This window comes from Serratia sp. X10, assembly GCF_017811775.1.
In the GTDB taxonomy this organism is placed as follows: Bacteria; Pseudomonadota; Gammaproteobacteria; order Enterobacterales; family Enterobacteriaceae; genus Serratia; species Serratia ureilytica.
Genome location: NZ_JAEIOH010000007.1, coordinates 1 through 15,912 on the forward strand (window position 1 = coordinate 1; position 15,912 = coordinate 15,912).

Annotated in this window: 11 protein-coding genes; 2 read left to right on the forward strand and 9 right to left on the reverse strand. The window is 61.1% G+C overall.

Features of this window, described 5'->3' with window-relative positions:
• The first annotated feature begins 19 nt into the window (after positions 1 to 19).
• Entirely contained in the window at positions 20 to 6,409 is a 6,390-nt protein-coding gene (locus J9788_RS19715; RefSeq protein ID WP_241427913.1) for a non-ribosomal peptide synthetase, read from the forward strand.
• 88 nt (positions 6,410 to 6,497) lie between these two features.
• Here the strand turns inward: J9788_RS19715 and J9788_RS19720 are convergent, their stop codons facing one another.
• The 3 genes from J9788_RS19720 to lpxO form a co-directional block, all read right to left on the reverse strand.
• The gene (locus J9788_RS19720; protein ID WP_096242857.1) at positions 6,498 to 7,193 is read right to left on the reverse strand and encodes a CTP synthase; all 696 of its coding nucleotides are present in this window, start codon (positions 7,191 to 7,193) and stop codon (positions 6,498 to 6,500) included.
• Between the two features lie 121 nt (positions 7,194 to 7,314).
• Positions 7,315 to 8,235 (reverse strand): kdo(2)-lipid IV(A) palmitoleoyltransferase, encoded by a 921-nt coding sequence (lpxP, locus tag J9788_RS19725; RefSeq protein WP_182265477.1) that lies wholly within the window; start codon positions 8,233 to 8,235, stop codon positions 7,315 to 7,317.
• 297 nt (positions 8,236 to 8,532) lie between these two features.
• A complete protein-coding gene (gene lpxO / locus J9788_RS19730; protein WP_182265476.1) occupies positions 8,533 to 9,438 on the reverse strand; it encodes a lipid A hydroxylase LpxO in 906 nt (301 codons plus the stop codon).
• A 248-nt stretch (positions 9,439 to 9,686) separates the two neighbouring features.
• Here lpxO and J9788_RS19735 point away from each other — a divergent pair, with 248 nt between their 5' ends.
• On the forward strand, positions 9,687 to 10,028 hold the full coding sequence (locus tag J9788_RS19735) for a hypothetical protein (protein WP_182265475.1): 342 nt from the start codon (positions 9,687 to 9,689) through the stop codon (positions 10,026 to 10,028).
• Positions 10,029 to 10,155: 127 nt separating this feature from the next.
• Here the strand turns inward: J9788_RS19735 and fis are convergent, their stop codons facing one another.
• The 6 genes from fis to accC form a co-directional block, all read right to left on the reverse strand.
• Positions 10,156 to 10,452, reverse strand: a complete 297-nt coding sequence (fis, locus tag J9788_RS19740) for a DNA-binding transcriptional regulator Fis (RefSeq protein ID WP_000462905.1) — start codon at positions 10,450 to 10,452, stop codon at positions 10,156 to 10,158.
• Entirely contained in the window at positions 10,434 to 11,438 is a 1,005-nt protein-coding gene (gene dusB / locus J9788_RS19745) for a tRNA dihydrouridine synthase DusB (RefSeq protein WP_046897213.1), read from the reverse strand. Before dusB ends, fis begins: the two co-directional genes overlap by 19 nt.
• 394 nt (positions 11,439 to 11,832) lie before the next feature.
• Positions 11,833 to 12,714, reverse strand: a complete 882-nt coding sequence (gene prmA, locus J9788_RS19750) for a 50S ribosomal protein L11 methyltransferase (protein ID WP_033644444.1) — start codon at positions 12,712 to 12,714, stop codon at positions 11,833 to 11,835.
• An 11-nt stretch (positions 12,715 to 12,725) separates the two neighbouring features.
• The gene (gene panF / locus J9788_RS19755) at positions 12,726 to 14,171 is read right to left on the reverse strand and encodes a sodium/pantothenate symporter (RefSeq protein WP_046897214.1); all 1,446 of its coding nucleotides are present in this window, start codon (positions 14,169 to 14,171) and stop codon (positions 12,726 to 12,728) included.
• The gene (locus J9788_RS19760) at positions 14,161 to 14,403 is read right to left on the reverse strand and encodes a YhdT family protein (protein ID WP_004936865.1); all 243 of its coding nucleotides are present in this window, start codon (positions 14,401 to 14,403) and stop codon (positions 14,161 to 14,163) included. The genes panF and J9788_RS19760 overlap by 11 nt, the downstream gene beginning before the upstream one ends.
• Positions 14,404 to 14,554: 151 nt before the next feature.
• The gene (gene accC, locus J9788_RS19765) at positions 14,555 to 15,904 is read right to left on the reverse strand and encodes an acetyl-CoA carboxylase biotin carboxylase subunit (RefSeq protein ID WP_004936886.1); all 1,350 of its coding nucleotides are present in this window, start codon (positions 15,902 to 15,904) and stop codon (positions 14,555 to 14,557) included.
• Between the last annotated feature and the right edge of the window lie 8 nt (positions 15,905 to 15,912).

The following is a 15,912-nucleotide window of genomic DNA, read 5'->3' on the forward strand; positions in this document are numbered from 1 at the left end:
GAGCCTGGTGCTGGCGCGCATGGCCGGACAGCAGGAGCTGGTGATCGGCACGCCGGAGGCCAACCGCGGCCGGCTGGAAACCGAATCGCTGGTCGGTTTCTTCGTCAGCACGCTGGCGCTGCGCATCAATCTTCGCGACGATCCGGATCTGCCGATGCTGCTCGAACGGGTCCGCCACACGGTGCTGGCGGCGCAGGAAAACCGCGATCTGCCGTTCGAGCAGGTGGTAGAGCTGGTTAACCCGCCGCGCCATCTGGGCTATACCCCGCTGTTCCAGGTGATGCTGGCCTGGCAGGACGGCTCGGTGCGCAATATTCCGCTGCCTGGACTGCAGGCCGAGAGCGCCGAGTTGGGCTATCGGATCGCCAAGTATGATTTGACGCTTGATCTGGCGGAGAGCGACGAGCAAATCAGCGGTACGCTGAACTTCGCCACGGCGTTGTTCGATCGCGCCACCGCCGAGCGTTACGGCGCCTATCTGGTGCAGGTGCTGCGGGCGATGGCGACAAACGCTTCGCAGTCTGCTTCGCATATCGATCTGCTGCCGACCGCTGAGCGCGAACTGCTGTTGTATGGCTGGAACCGAACCGCGGAAGCTTATCCGGCGCAGAACCCTGTCCACGTCCAGTTTGAACAGTGGGCGCGGCGCACGCCGGATGCCATCGCGTTGGTAAACGAGGCGGACAGCCTTAGCTACGCGCAATTGAACGCCCGCGCTAACCAACTGGCACATCAACTTATCGGACAGGGTGTACGCCCCGGCGACCGCGTGGCCACGTCGCTCGAACGCAGTTTCTCTCTGGTCATCGCCCAGTTGGCGATCCTCAAGGCGGGTGCCGCTTATGTGCCGCTCGATCCGCACCTGCCTGTTGCGCGGCAGGCGTGGATCATCGGCGACAGCGGAACGACGTTGATCCTGTGCGATCGCGAGCTCGATCGCGAGATAGCCGGCGAGATCGAATGCCTGCGTATCGATCGTCTGCGGCAGGATCCGACCCACGATCCGGCGGTGGCTCGCGCCGGCGACGCACCGGCTTACATCATGTATACCTCGGGCTCGACCGGCACGCCTAAAGGCGTGATGGTGACGCATCAAGGCATCCTCCGACTGGCGATTAACAATCGGTTTGCGGCGTTCGAACGCGGCGATCGCTTTGCTTTCGCCGCTAACCCGGCATTCGACGCCAGCACGTTGGAAATGTGGGGCGCGTTGCTCAATGGCGCCAGTCTGGCGATCATTGCGCCGGAGGTGTTGACGGATGCCGATGCGTTGGCGGCAGCGCTGGTGCGGCAAGAGATTAACGTCTTGTTCCTGACCACGTCGTTGTTTAACCAATATGTCCATAGCATCGCCGCGACGTTAGCGCAGTTGAAATATCTGATCAGCGGCGGTGAAGCCGCGGATCCGCACGCCTTTGCTCGTATGCTGAAAGAGGCGGGACCGGTGCGTCTGGTCAATGCCTATGGGCCGACCGAGTGTACGGTGTTCGCCACGACGGCCACGATCGAGCGGGTGGATCCATGGCAGCGTTTGCCTATCGGGCGGCCGATCGGTAATACCCGGATTTATCTGCTGGATGCGCACGGGCAGCTGGTGCCGCTCGGCGCGACCGGCGAGATCTACATCGCCGGCCCCGGGGTGGCGCTGGGTTATCTCAACCGCGCAGAGTTAACGGCAGAGCGATTCCTGGCGGATCCGTTTAACCCAGGCGAGCGGATGTATCGCACCGGCGATCTGGCGCGCTATCTGCCGGACGGCAATATCGACTACCTCGGACGCAACGATCGGCAGGTGAAAATTCGCGGCTTCCGCATCGAATGCGGTGAGATCGAGGCGCGAGTGGCCGGTCATCCGGCGGTGCGCGAAGCGGTGGTGGATGTCCTCGGCGAAGCGGACAATAAGCGGCTGGTCGCCTGGGTGGTGCCGGAGGCTGACGCGGATCGTCAGACGTTGGCGGTGACGCTGCGACAGTATCTGGCGGGGATGTTGCCGGAGTTTATGCTGCCGGCGGCCTGGGTTGCGCTGGATACGCTGCCGCTGACGCCGAACGGCAAGTTGGATCGGCGCGCGCTGCCTGAGCCGCAAGAGGACGCCTACGTGCGTGAGGTTTACGCCGAACCCGAAGGCGAACTGGAAACGCTGCTGGCGGGGATCTGGCGCGAGCTGCTGGGCATTGAGCGGGTCGGGCGCCACGATAACTTCTTCGAACTGGGTGGCCATTCGTTGCTGGCGGTCAAACTGATGGCGCAGCTGCGCCGTGTCGGGTTGAGCGCCGGGGTACAAACGCTGTTCACCGCGCCGACGCTGTCGACGTTGGCGCAGACATTGGTCACGCAGCAAGAGGTGAGCGTGCCGGCCAACGGTATCCGACCGGGCTGCGTAGCCATTACGCCGGAGATGTTGCCGCTGGCGGCGCTGAGCCAGCCGGAGATCGACGCGGTGGTGGCGCAGGTGCCTGGCGGCGTGGCCAATGTACAGGACATCTACGCTTTGTCGCCGCTGCAGGAGGGGATTTTGTTCCACCATCTGCTGGCGGAGCAGGGCGATCCGTACCAGCTGTCCGCGGTGCTGCGCTTCGACAGCCGTGCGCGCCTGGATGCCTGGCTGGCGGCGATGCAGCAGGTGATCGATCGCCATGACATTCTGCGCACCGCGTTCATCACGCAGGGCGTGTCTTCGCCGGTGCAGGTGGTGTGGCGCAAGGCCGAGTTGTCGCTGCAAGAACTGCGGCTCAATCCGGCGCAGGGCGATATCGGTGAGCGGCTGACGGCGTTGTTTGATCCGCGCCGCGTACGGCCTGACCTGACGCGCGCACCGTTGCTGAGCTTTGTCGCTGCTCGGGAAGAGGAGGGCAGTTGGTGTGTGCTCCAGCAGTGGCATCACCTGATCGGCGACCACTCGACCCTGGCGGTGATGCAGGAGGAAATCAACCTGATCCTGGCCGGACGCGGAGACGAATTGGCCAAGGCGCCGCCGTTCCGCAACGCGGTGGCGCAGGCGCGGCTCGGCGTCAGCAACGCTGAACACGAGCAGTTCTTCCGCACTCTGCTGGCGGATATCGATGAACCGTCGTTGCCGTTCGGCCTGAGCGACGTGCATGGCGAAGGGCGGGATATCTCGACGGCGCACCTGGCATTGCCGCATGCGCTCAATCAGCAGCTGCGGCGGCAGGCGCGGCGGCTGGGCGTCAGCCTGGCCAGTCTGTGCCACCTGGCGTGGGCGCAGGTGTTGGCGCGCGCCACCGGCCGCGATGAGGTGGTGTTCGGCACCGTATTGTTGGGCCGCATGCAGGCCGGAGACGGCGCGGAACGGGCGCTCGGATTGTTTATCAACACCTTGCCGCTGCGGCTGGATGTCAACGAGGTCGGCGCGGAATCGGCGGTGTTGCAGGCGCACATTCGGCTGAGCGGGCTGCTGGCCCATGAGCATGCGCCGCTGGCCTTGGCGCAGCGCTGCAGCGGCGTCGCCGCGGGCACGCCGCTGTTCAGTGCCCTGCTGAATTACCGGCATAACAGCGGCGAGGAGACCGCCTTGCCGGCCGGCGTAACGCTGCTCGATAGCCAGGAACGCACCAACTATCCGTTCGTGCTGTCGGTCGAGGACGGCGGTGATTCTCTGGGCCTGACGGCGCAGGTCAGACAGCCGATTGAAGCGCAGCGCGTGTGCGGCTATATGGCGCAGGCGTTGAGCGCATTGGCGCAGGCGTTGGAGCAGGCGCCGCAGACACCGATCTGCGAACTGGACGTGATGCCGGATGAGGAGTATGCGCTGCAGCTGTGCCGCTGGAATCATACGGCGGAAGCTTACCCGGCGGATACCTGCGTGCACGAACTGTTTGAACAGCAGGTGCGGCAGACGCCGCAGGCCATCGCTTTGATCCAGGATGCGCAACGGCTCAGCTACGCACAGTTGAATGCGCGCGCCAACCGGTTGGCGCATCGGCTGATTGAGCGCGGCGTACAACCGGGCGACCGGGTCGCGGTGCGGCTGGCGCGCAGCATCGAACTGGTTTGCGCCCAATTGGCGGTAATCAAGGCCGGGGCGGCGTATGTACCCATCGATCCGCAACTGCCGGCCGCGCGTCAGGCGTGGATCGCCGATGACAGCGGCGCCTGCCTGATGCTGACGGACGCCATCGGCGACGAGGACATTCCGCAGCTGACGGTCGAGGCTCGCGAAGCTGAAGGTCATGACGGTAACCCGGCGTTGCGCGTATCGAGCGGCGCGACGGCCTACATCATGTATACCTCCGGTTCGACCGGTACGCCGAAAGGGGTCATGACGCCGCACCAGGGCATTACTCGTCTGGTGCGCAACAATCGCTACGCCGCCTTTGACGCTGAAGACCGCGTTGCCTTTGCCGCCAACCCGGCGTTTGACGCCAGCACGATGGAGGTGTGGGCGGCCCTGCTGAACGGCGGTGCGCTGGTGGTGATAGCGCCGGAGGTGATGATGGAAGCCGAACGTCTGGCGGCCGAACTGCAGCGTCATCGCATCACCACGCTGTTCTTGACCACCGCGTTGTTCAATCAGTATGTACACAGCATCAGCGGCGCGCTGGCGCAGCTGAAATATCTGATCAGCGGGGGAGAGAAAGAAGATCCGGGCGCTTATGCTCGGTTGCTGCAAGAACAAGGGCCGGTGCAACTGATCCATGCCTATGGGCCGACGGAGACCACCACCTTTGCGACTACGGCGCGTATTGAACGGGCCGAAGGGGAGGCGCGTTTGCCGATTGGTAAACCGATCGGCAATACCCGCGCGTACTTGCTGGACGCCCGTGGGCGCCCGGTGCCGATGGGGGCGATAGGAGAACTGCACATCGGCGGCGTGGGGGTGGCGTTGGGATACCTGAACCGGCCGGAGCTGACGGCGCAGCGTTTTCTGAGCGATCCGTTCAACCCGGTTGGCGGCGGCCGCATGTATCGTACCGGCGATCTGGCGCGTTATCTGCCGGACGGCAGTCTTGAATACCAAGGGCGGTGCGACCAGCAGGTCAAGTTGCGCGGGTTCCGCATCGAACCGGGCGAGATTGAGGTGCAGCTGGCAGCGAGCCCGTGGGTGCGGGAAGCGGTGGTGCAGGTTTGTTCGACGGAGCGCCACCCGCGCCTGGTCGCCTGGATCGTACCGGCGGCCGACGTTGACCGCAGCGCGCTGCAAGGGCAGTTGCGGGCCTATTTGAGCGAACGTTTGCCGGAGTACATGGTGCCGTCGGCTTATGTCTGGCTGGATGCGCTGCCGTTGACCGCCAACGGCAAGCTGGATCGGCGTGCCTTGCCGGAGCCGGAGCGCGCGGCAGTCGGCGCTCGGGAGTATGCGGCGCCTCAGGGGGAGACCGAAACGACGCTGGCGCGGGTATGGTGTGAGCTGCTCGAGATTGGCCAGATAGGGCGCCACGACAATTTCTTCGAGCTCGGCGGCCATTCGCTGCTGGCGGTACGTCTTTCCAGCCAACTGCGTCAGCAAGGCATCACCTTGCCGGTACAGGCGATCTTCAACCATCCGATCTTGGCCGAATTGGCCGAACGGATCGATCGTCGCACCGCAGAGGCTCCGCTGCGCAAAGCGGTGCCGGCTCGCAGCAGCGGCAGCCGACCGCCGCTGTTCTTCGTCCCGACCGGCTTTGGCGACCACTCCTACGTGTTTGAATTGGCCAAGGAGATCGACGAAAGCTTCCCGGTCTACGCCGTGCCGTGGCCGGCGGTGGATGAAAAGCCGGCAACCATGAGCGACATGGCCGCCAGCGCCGTGGCGTTGATTCGCGAAGTGCAACCGCAGGGGCCCTACCATCTGGCGGGGTACTCTTCCGGCGGGGTGTTGGCCTATGCCATCGCCGAGCAGCTGCAATCGGCCGGGGAAGCGGTCGCTTTCCTGGGGCTGATTGACACGTTGCGGCCGGTGGAGGCGATGCACAGCCCGGTCCAGCTGTTGCTGAACTGGGTGGAATCCACGCAGGAGAGGCCGGATCCGCAGTTCTGTCAGCAGTTGGCCGAACTGCCGTTACCGGAGGCGATAGCGGCCGTGCAACGCGCCGGGATCAAGACTCAGCGTGCGGAAGTGGCCGACGAGGCGGCTCTCTGGCAACAGCGACACCATTACGCCAAGCTGGTGGAAGCGACTCAGGTGCAGCCTGCATCGCTCAAGATCCATCTGTTCAAGGCGAAGCAGGAGCAGGTTTCCGCCAATTCGCAGAACGAGCAGTTCCAGGCGTACTGGCAGAAGATCAAGCAGGCGGGATATTGCCGCGAAGACGCTTCCGCGCTGGGATGGGATAGGCTGTTGCCGCCGGCGACCGTCCGCGTCAGCCAGGTCAACGGCGACCATGTGTCGATGATGGAGCATCCGGTTCACCGGCGTGAGCTGGGCCAGCACTTCAATCTGGCGTTGCGCGATCTCGGACAGGCGTAAGTCGGCGGGATAGCCGATCAGAAAGCCCTCGCAAGAGGGCTTTTTTTTATCCGGTGACAACGCCCCGATGGCGCCGATGAACCTTTGTTTACCCGTTGGCGGCGGCTTTGACGAGTTCCACCACCAGCGGTGAAAGCTCGCCGCGCAGCGCAGCGCGTTCTGACTGGAACAGCGTGGCGGCGTAAAAACGCCGGCCCGGCAGTTCGATGGCGCGCACGTCGCCTTCGGTGTCGTGGCCGCTGATGATCAGCGGGAAACGCTGCAGATCGGCGACGAAGTCCGGATTGACGCCGAAGTTGCAGTGGTAGCCTTCATGGGCGTTCAGGCTGCCATAGGCCTGCGCGACGCGGGTGTCAGGCTGGAAAACGATGTCGCCGGTTTTTTCCACCAGCGAGCAGCTCAATGGGGCGATCACCAGCCGGCCACCGCTGTCGGTTTCCGCATGACCGGCGTCGTGCCAGCCCATCACATTGCGGGCGTATTCGACGATGGCGTATTGAAAACCGCCGCAGGAGCCGAGGAACGGCACGTCGTTTTCCCGCGCATGACGGATCGCCATAAACGCGCCGTCGTCGTGACGATACGGGCTGCCCGGCACCACCCAGATGGCGTCGAAATCTTGCAGCGCGTCGGGGGAGGTCAGGGTTTCGGTCGGGAGCCACTGGGGCTGAACGTCGATGTCGAGGTGGGCGGCGGTGAGCTGGAGCGCCACGGGGATGGCCTGGTGGGCCACGGCTTGCGGGTTGTAATCACCGACCAGAGCAATGCGGACTTGAGCTTTCATCATTTCCTTTCCTGTGCGGGTAAAAAAGGAGATTACAGGAAAGCGGGATCCCGAGCCGCAGATTTTTTAAACGCGGCGCACAAAAAAGCCCGGCGTTGGCCGGGCTGGAAATAAGGGGGGATCAGTACAGCGAGGGCGCGCCAGCCGGTCGGGTTTTGAAACGGCGGTGCAGCCACATGTATTGCTCCGGCGCCCGCATGATCTCTTTCTCGATCACTTTGTTCATGTAAGCCGCCGCCGCCTGTTCGTCGCTGAGCGGATAGTCTTCCAGGGCTGGTTGGATCAGCAGGTCGTAACCGAGGCCGCCCTCGCGGCGGATCAGCACCACCGGCACCAGCGCCGGGTTGGCCATGCGCGCCAGCATGAAGGTGCCGCTGGTGGTGGCGGCCTTATCGACGGCGAACAGCGGCGCGAATACGCTGCCGCGCGGGCCGTAGTCCTGATCCGGCGCGAACCACACCGCCTCGCCGCGCTTGAGCGCATGCACCATGCCGCGCAAATCCTTGCGATCGATCATCGCCTTGTTGGAACGCATGCGGCCTTTGGTCTGCGCCCATTCCATCGCCTTGTTGTTATGCGGACGGTACATCGCCATCATCGGCTGACACAGGCCCATCGCCCGGCCGCCCAGCTCCAGCGACATAAAATGCACGCCGATCACCAGCACGCCGCGATCGTCGCGCTGCGCCATTTTGAGGTGGTTGATGCCGGAGACATTGAACCAGCGCTTGACGCGTTTATCTGACCAGAACCAGGCCATGCCGGTTTCCAGCAGGCCCATGCCGAGGGATTCGAAATTGCCCACCACTTTGCGCTCGCGCTGCGCTTCGTCCATCTCGGGGAAGCACAGCTCGAGGTTGCGACGGGTGATGGTGACGCGGCGCTTGAGAAAACGCATCGAGGTGCGCCCCATCCACACCCCCAGACGGTAGAGCCACGGGTAGGGGAGTTGGACCAGCAGGAACAGCAGGGCGAGGCCAAACCAGGTCAGCCAGTAGCGCGGGTGCAGCAAGGAAAGTTGAAATCTCTTTTGGCGTTTCATAGCAGCTCGTTTATGCGTTAGGGGGGTAGCAACCTGTAGCGCATAAAGGATCCACTCGATAGCGATACAACCACTCAGACACCCGGGGACGGCCAGGGTTTAGTCAGATTCCATAATTGACTAAATCTTTACATTCGAAGGGCGGTTTGCGCTGCTATCAGGCTTCGGAGGGATAGCTGTTGGCCAGCGGAGGCGGCTCTAGGAACGTGTATGTTAACACAGGGTACGGGGTGTGGCGGAAGAGGGGCATGCGAATATTCTCATTCGCGTTGCCCCTGAGTTGAGGATTGGCGCGTTTTACAGGCTGGGAATGATAATCGCGGCGAAGATCGCGGCGATCGTCAGCCATTTCAGCAGGTAGTAACCGCGGCGGTTGCGCGCTTTCAGGCGTTGGCCGGCATCGCGCACCGCGTTGACGTATTTGAAGATGCGGTTGATGCCGCCGGTGCGGTCCTGATCGTCGTTCGGCGAGCTGGCTGCCGACATCAGCGTAGCGCCGACCCAGTGGTTGACCGCCTGCGCCCAGCGCCATTTCATTGGCCGCTCGACGTCGCAAAACAGAATGATGCGCGTCTGATCGGTGGCGTTCTGCGCCCAGTGCACGTAGGTTTCGTCGAAGATCACCGCTTGGCCGTCGCGCCAGCTGTGCGGCTCGCCGTCTACTTCGATGAAGCAGCGATCGTCGTTGGGCGTCATCAGCCCCAGGTGATAGCGCACCGAGCCGGCGTAAGGATCGCGGTGTTTACCCAGGTGGCTGCCGGGCGGCAGCTCGGCGAACATCGCCGCCTTGACCGACGGGATGCGGTTGAGCAGCTCGACGGTTTTTGGACACAGCGTCTGCGCTGAAGGGTGACTGTCGCTGTACCATTTCAGATAGAAACGTTTCCAGCCGCGTTTGAAGAAGGTGTTGAAGCCGGCATCGTTGTGCGACTGCGCCTTTTTGATGTGATCCTGCAGGCGCACCGCTTCTTCGCGGATCGTCTGCCAGTTGTCGGTCAGCGTCTGCAGCTCCGGGAAGCCTTTTTCGTCGAAGTAGGGCTGTTTGGCGGGCAAACGGGAGAAACCGGTCATAAACATGTTGATCGGCCCCATAAACGTGGAGTGATCGAACAGCTGACGAGTAAGCTTTTGTTTCTCTTTGCCGCGGGAGTGTGCGTAGAGGAAGCTGATGATAAAAATGCCGATAATGATCGCGGCAACCATAGAATCCATCCCTGTTAGTGCTTGTTAAAAATTCGTATAAATTATAGTTTTGTGACAGGAAAAATTTAACTTTTTCGTGCGCTTTCCCCGCTCATGCTGCTTAGTGGCATAAAAAATCAATAAAACTGTTTGTAATAAAATTTTATATCGATTTTTTTGGTTTTAGTCCTATTCTTAAATCGTTCAAGGGGCGTTTCATGCCATCTTGTTTCATGACGAATGGCACGTATCTGAGAAAAGAGGGACTTATGAAGAAATCAATCATTGCCTTGTCTGCACTGCTGCTCGCTTCCCCGGTGTTCGCTGCTGAAACCGCGACCGACACCACCGCTCACGCCAGCAACGAGGTCGTCGCGGAGGCGCATAAAGGGGCGGATACCGCCAAAGAAAAGCTGCACCAGTCTCAGGACAAGGGTGAAGAGCTGAAGCTGAAAGCCAAGCACGCCGCCGAAGGCAAGAGCGATAGCGTCGGCAGCAAAGTGAGCGAAGGCTCGCAAAAGGCCTGGCACTCCACCAAACAGGGTACGGAGAAGGCTTGGGACAAGACCAAGCAAGGGGCGGAAAGCCTCAAGAACAAAGTGACCGAGTAAGGTCTCCGTTTTACCACAAGGGCCGCGCTGCGGCCTTTTTTATTGCCCGTAAACCGGGAATGCCCTAAAGAAAAAGGCGCTTATCAAATGAGATAAAGCGCCTTTTCAACACGTTAACTGACTAGTATCAGTTCATGCCGTATTTTTTCAGCTTCTTGCGCAGCGTGCCGCGGTTGATGCCCATCATCAGGGCTGCGCGGGTTTGGTTGCCACGGGTGTATTGCATCACCATGTCCAACAGTGGCTGTTCAACTTCAGCCAGTACCAGCTCATACAGGTCATTTACGTCTTGACCGTTCAGTTGAGCAAAATAGTTCTTCAGTGCTTGTTTAACCGAGTCACGCAGAGGCTTTTGAGTCACCTGATCTTGTGAGTTAACGGTAGAAACGGTCAGTACGTCAGAATTTACGCGTTGTTCGAACATAGTTCTGTCAGCTCTTTTTTTACGCTAAGATTTTCGAAATATGCCTCCAACGCCTCCAGCTGTTCGCTGGCATCCTCTATGGCGTTGAATGTGCGCCGAAACTGGTCATTCGGAGCGTGTTCCTGGAGATACCAGGACACGTGCTTACGAGCAATCCGGAATCCCTTGCCTTGGCCATAGAAGCCGTGCAATTCCCGAATGTGCCCAATCAACAAGCGCTTCACCTCGCCAAGCGGCATCGGCGGCAGCAACTCCCCAGTGTCCAGATAATGCTGGATTTCCCGGAAGATCCAGGGTCTCCCCTGAGCAGCGCGGCCTATCATCAGGGCGTCGGCCCCGGTGTAGTCGAGCACTGCTCTGGCTTTATGCGGGTCAGTAATATCCCCATTCGCGATAATCGGAATGGAAACACTCTGCTTAACTGCCCGAATGCTGTCGTATTCCGCGTCGCCGTTAAACAGACAGGCGCGGGTTCGGCCGTGAATCGTCAGGGCCTGAATACCACAGTCTTCGGCCAGTTGGGCAATCTCTACACAGTTACGGTGCTCCGGCGCCCAGCCGGTGCGAATCTTCAGCGTTACCGGCACATCCACCGCGTCAACCACCGCGTGGAGGATCCGTTTTACCAGATCCGGGTACTGCAACAAGGCGGACCCGGCAAGCTTCCGGTTCACTTTTTTGGCCGGGCATCCCATATTGATGTCGATGATCTGCGCGCCGCTGGCCACGTTGATACGCGCGGCGGCGGCCATATCATCAGGATCGCATCCGGCAATTTGCACGGAGCGGATCCCTGGTTCATCGCTATGCACCATACGCAGACGCGACTTATCCGTCCGCCATACCTCCGGGTTGGAGGAGAGCATTTCGGATACAGCCATCCCAGCACCCATTGCATGACAGAGGGTTCTGAACGGGCGATCTGTAATACCGGCCATCGGGGCCGCAATCAGGCAATTAGTAAGCTGGTGGTGTCCAATGCGCATAGACAAAGAGTGACCATACTGTGTCCGCAAGGGCGCGTATATTACGCATTTTTGCGTCGAGATGAAAGGCCAAACTTTAACCAATTGGCCCGATATTAGGACGAAAAATACGCTACGCGGCGATTCATAAAAATATTATATATATTTTACAATAAGTTGACGAAAAGTGCTTATTTTGTGTGCGGCAAAATATTCGCCTTTGCGCAGGATATTATCTGCATTCGCCCGCTATTTTTGCCGGGATAGCCTGCCTGGAAGGCGCATTCTCAGGGCGATCCGTCGTTGAGCGGCGAAAAAGTGCATAAAATTTTGTGCCACCCGAGGGCCGATCGCCGGACAAAAAAAATCCACCGGCGCAGGGCCGGTGGACGAAGGGGACACGATACCGTGACGCTTACTTGCGGCGGCCGGTAATGCGGCACCACTCTTCGCGCTCGGCGACCGGGTCGAGCGTGAACTTCTCTGCATAGGCTTCCGCTACGCTGCTCGCCTGGCTGGCCAGCACGCCGGACAGCCCCAGATGGCCACCGGCCTTCGGCAGACAGCCGATCAGCGGCGCCAGCTCGCGCAGCGGGCCGGCGAGGATGTTGGCGACCACCACGTCCGCCAGCAGGTCGGCAGGCTGGTCTTTCGGCAGATACAGCTCCAGACGCTCTGAAACGCCGTTACGCTGCGCGTTGTCGCGGCTGGCCTGAATGGCCTGAGGATCGATGTCGATGCCGATAGCGCGCGCCGCACCCAGCTTCAGCGCGGCGATCGCCAGGATGCCAGAGCCGCAACCGAAGTCGATGACAGTTTTGCCGGCCAGATCGAGGCCGTCCAGCCACTGCAGGCACAGCGCGGTGGTCGGGTGGGTACCGGTGCCGAACGCCAGGCCCGGATCGAGCATCACGTTGACCGCGTCGGGATCGGGCACGTCACGCCAGCTCGGGCAGATCCACAAGCGCTCACCGAAGCGCATCGGGTGGAAGTTGTCCATCCACTCGCGCTCCCAGTCCTTGTCTTCCAGCTGTTCTATCTTGTGGCGGAAACCGGCGCCCAGCAGCGGGTGCTGTTCCAGCATCGCCACCACCTCGGCCATATCGGTTTCGGCGTCGTACAGGCCGATCACATCGGTATCGCCCCACAGCAGGGTTTCACCCGGCAAGGGTTCGAACACCGGATTGTCGTGGGTGTCCTGGAAGGTCACCGACACGGCGCCGCTTTCCACCAGCGCGTCGCTCAGGTCTTCCGCCTGGCTGCCGGTGGTGTTCAGTTTGAGTTGGATCCAAGGCATAGCAATTCTCTTCAAGAGGGTAATGATGACGCCGCCCGGCGCTTTTCGCCGACGACGTTACCGAGATAAAACGCCAACAGGCTGAGCAACAGCGAAGGCACGATAGGGTGCAGCCCCGCCGGTTGCAGATTGAAGCTGGCCAATAGCGTATAGCATACCGCACCCGACACCATTGAGCTAAGCGCTCCCTGTGCATTGGCGCGTTCCCAATACAGGCCCAGCACCAGCGGCCACAGGAAGACCGCCTCCAGCCCGCCGAAAGCCAGCAGGTTGAGCCAGATGATCATCTCAGGCGGCCGCCAGGCCGCCAGCAGCACCAGCAGGCCGAGGATCAGCGTGGTCAGGCTGGAGAAGCGCTTGATCAACCGTTCGTTGTGGATCTGCTGCGGCCGCACGCCCAGATAGAGATCCTTGATGATGGTGGCGGAGGATTGCAGCAGTTGGGCGTTGATGGTCGACATGATCGCCGCCATCGGCGCCGCCAAAAAGATCCCGGCGGCGTACGGCGGCAGCACGGTGATCATCAGCGTTGGGATCACCTGATCGGGGATCTTGAGATCGGGCAATACCGCGCGGCCGAGCGCGCCGGCCAGGTGCATGCCGAACATCAGCACCGCCACCACCACGGTGCCGAGCAGAATGCCGCGATGCACCGCCTTGCTGTCCTTGTAGGAGATGCAGCGCACGGCGGTGTGGGGCAGGCCGATCACCCCAAAGCACACCAGGATCCAGAATGACGCCATAAACGGCAGGCTGAGGATCTGATCGCCGCCCTGCGGCGACACCAGCGCCGGATCGATCTGCTGCAGTTTGCTTACTGCGCTGTCCAGTCCGCCGGCGGCATGGATCACCGCCACCAGCAGCAGCATGGTGCCAAGCAGCATCACCAGCCCCTGCATGGCGTCGTTCAGCACGCTGGCGCGGAAGCCGCCGAAGGCGGTGTACAGCGCGATGCTGATGCCGAAAATCAGCAGGCCGGTATCATACGGAATGCCGGCGGCGGTCTCCAACAGGCGGGCGCCGCCGATGAACTGCACCGTCATGGCGCCGAGGAACGCCACCAGCAGGCTGAGACTGGCGAGCCACACCAACAGGCGGCTTTGGTAGCGGCCATACAGCATGTCATTGAGGGTAATGGCGTTGTAGCGCCGCGCCAGGATGGCGAATTTCTTGCCCAGCACGCCGAGCGACAGCCACACCGCCGGCAGTTGGATCATCGCCAGCAGCACCCAGCCCAGGCCGTATTTGTAGGCGGCGCCGGGCCCGCCGATAAACGAACTGGCGCTGATGTAGGTGGCGGTCAGGGTCATCGCCAGCACAAAGCCGCCCATCGAGCGGTTGCCGAGGAAGTATTCGCTGAGGAAATTTCCGTTCTGACGGCGGCGATAGGCATACACCGACAGGCCGAATACCAGCAACAGGTAGGCGACCAGCGGCAGGATCACTTCAGTTTGCATCGCGGTCCTCCAGCGAAATGTCGCGGAACACCGTGCGCACCATTAGCCAGCACAGGCCGATGAACAGCAGCGGCACCAGCAGGCAGGCCATTTCGAACCAGTGCGGCAGGCCGGTGACGCCGATGGCGCTGTCCGGCAGGTAGGCCGCCAGCCCCCAGGCCAGCAGGTAGAGCAACGTCAGCCCCAGCGCCCAGCGCGCTTCGCGGTGCGCCTGAATAAAGCGTTTGTCCATCCGTGTCTCCCATAGGTTTACGGTGATGGATTCATCAAAGGTAGGGAATTTTACGGCATGACGGCGTTTTGCCAAGCCGTTACTGGCGTCAGCGCCAAAGAAAAAGGCCGGTGATTAACCGGCCTTTCGTCAGACGATGCTGCGTGCCTGCTTAGGTTTCCTGCAGACCCAGCTTCTTCTCCAGATAGTGGATGTTGGTGCCACCGTGCTGGAAGTTTTCGTCGTTCATGATCTTCTGCTGCAGCTCAACGTTGGTTTTGATGCCGTCGATGATCAGTTCAGCCAGGGCGTTTTTCATGCGGGCAATCGCCACGTCACGGTTTTCGCCGAAGGTGATCAGTTTGCCGATCATGGAGTCATAGTACGGCGGTACGGTATAACCGGCGTAGATATGCGATTCCCAACGTACGCCGAAACCGCCTGGCGCGTGGAAGCGGGTGATCTTGCCCGGGCTCGGCAGGAAGGTGTTTGGATCTTCGGCGTTGATGCGGCATTCTACCGCATGGCCGTGGATCTTCACTTCTTCCTGTTTGATCGACAGCGGCTGACCGGCAGCGATGCGCAGCTGCTCTTTGATCAGATCCACGCCGGTGATCATTTCGGTAACCGGGTGCTCTACCTGAATACGGGTGTTCATTTCGATGAAATAGAACTCGCCGTTTTCATACAGGAACTCGAAGGTGCCCGCACCGCGATAGCCGATTTCCACACAGGCTTTCGAGCAGCGCTCGCCGATATAGCGGCGCATTTCGCTGGTGATGCCCGGCGCCGGCGCTTCTTCGACCACTTTCTGGTGGCGACGCTGCATGGAGCAGTCGCGCTCGGCCAGATAGATGGCGTTGCCCTGGCCGTCGGCCAATACCTGAATCTCGATGTGACGTGGATTCTCCAGGTATTTTTCCATGTACACCATGTCGTTGTTGAAAGCCGCTTTGGCTTCCGCTTTCGTCATGTTGATGGACTGCTCAAGGTCTTTGTCGCTGCGCACGACGCGCATGCCGCGGCCGCCGCCGCCGCCGGAGGCCTTGATGATCACCGGATAACCGATGCGCTTGGCGAAGGCACGGTTTTTATCCATGTCATCGGTCAGCGGGCCGTCGGAGCCCGGCACGCATGGCACGCCGGCTTTTTTCATGGCGTTGATCGCGGAAACCTTGTCGCCCATCAGGCGGATGGTTTCGGCTTTCGGGCCGATGAAGATGAAACCGGAGCGTTCAACCTGCTCGGCGAAGTCGGCGTTCTCGGACAGGAAGCCGTAGCCCGGGTGGATCGCCACCGCGCCGGTGATTTCCGCCGCCGAGATGATGGCCGGGATGTTCAGATAGCTTTTTACCGATGGCGCAGGACCGATGCAGACGGTCTCGTCGGCCAGCAGAACGTGTTTCAGATCGCGGTCGGCCGCGGAGTGAACCGCAACGGTCTTGATGCCCAGTTCTTTACAGGCACGCAGGATGCGAAGCGCGATCTCGCCGCGGTTGGCGATAACAATTTTATCAAGCATGGGGGCGC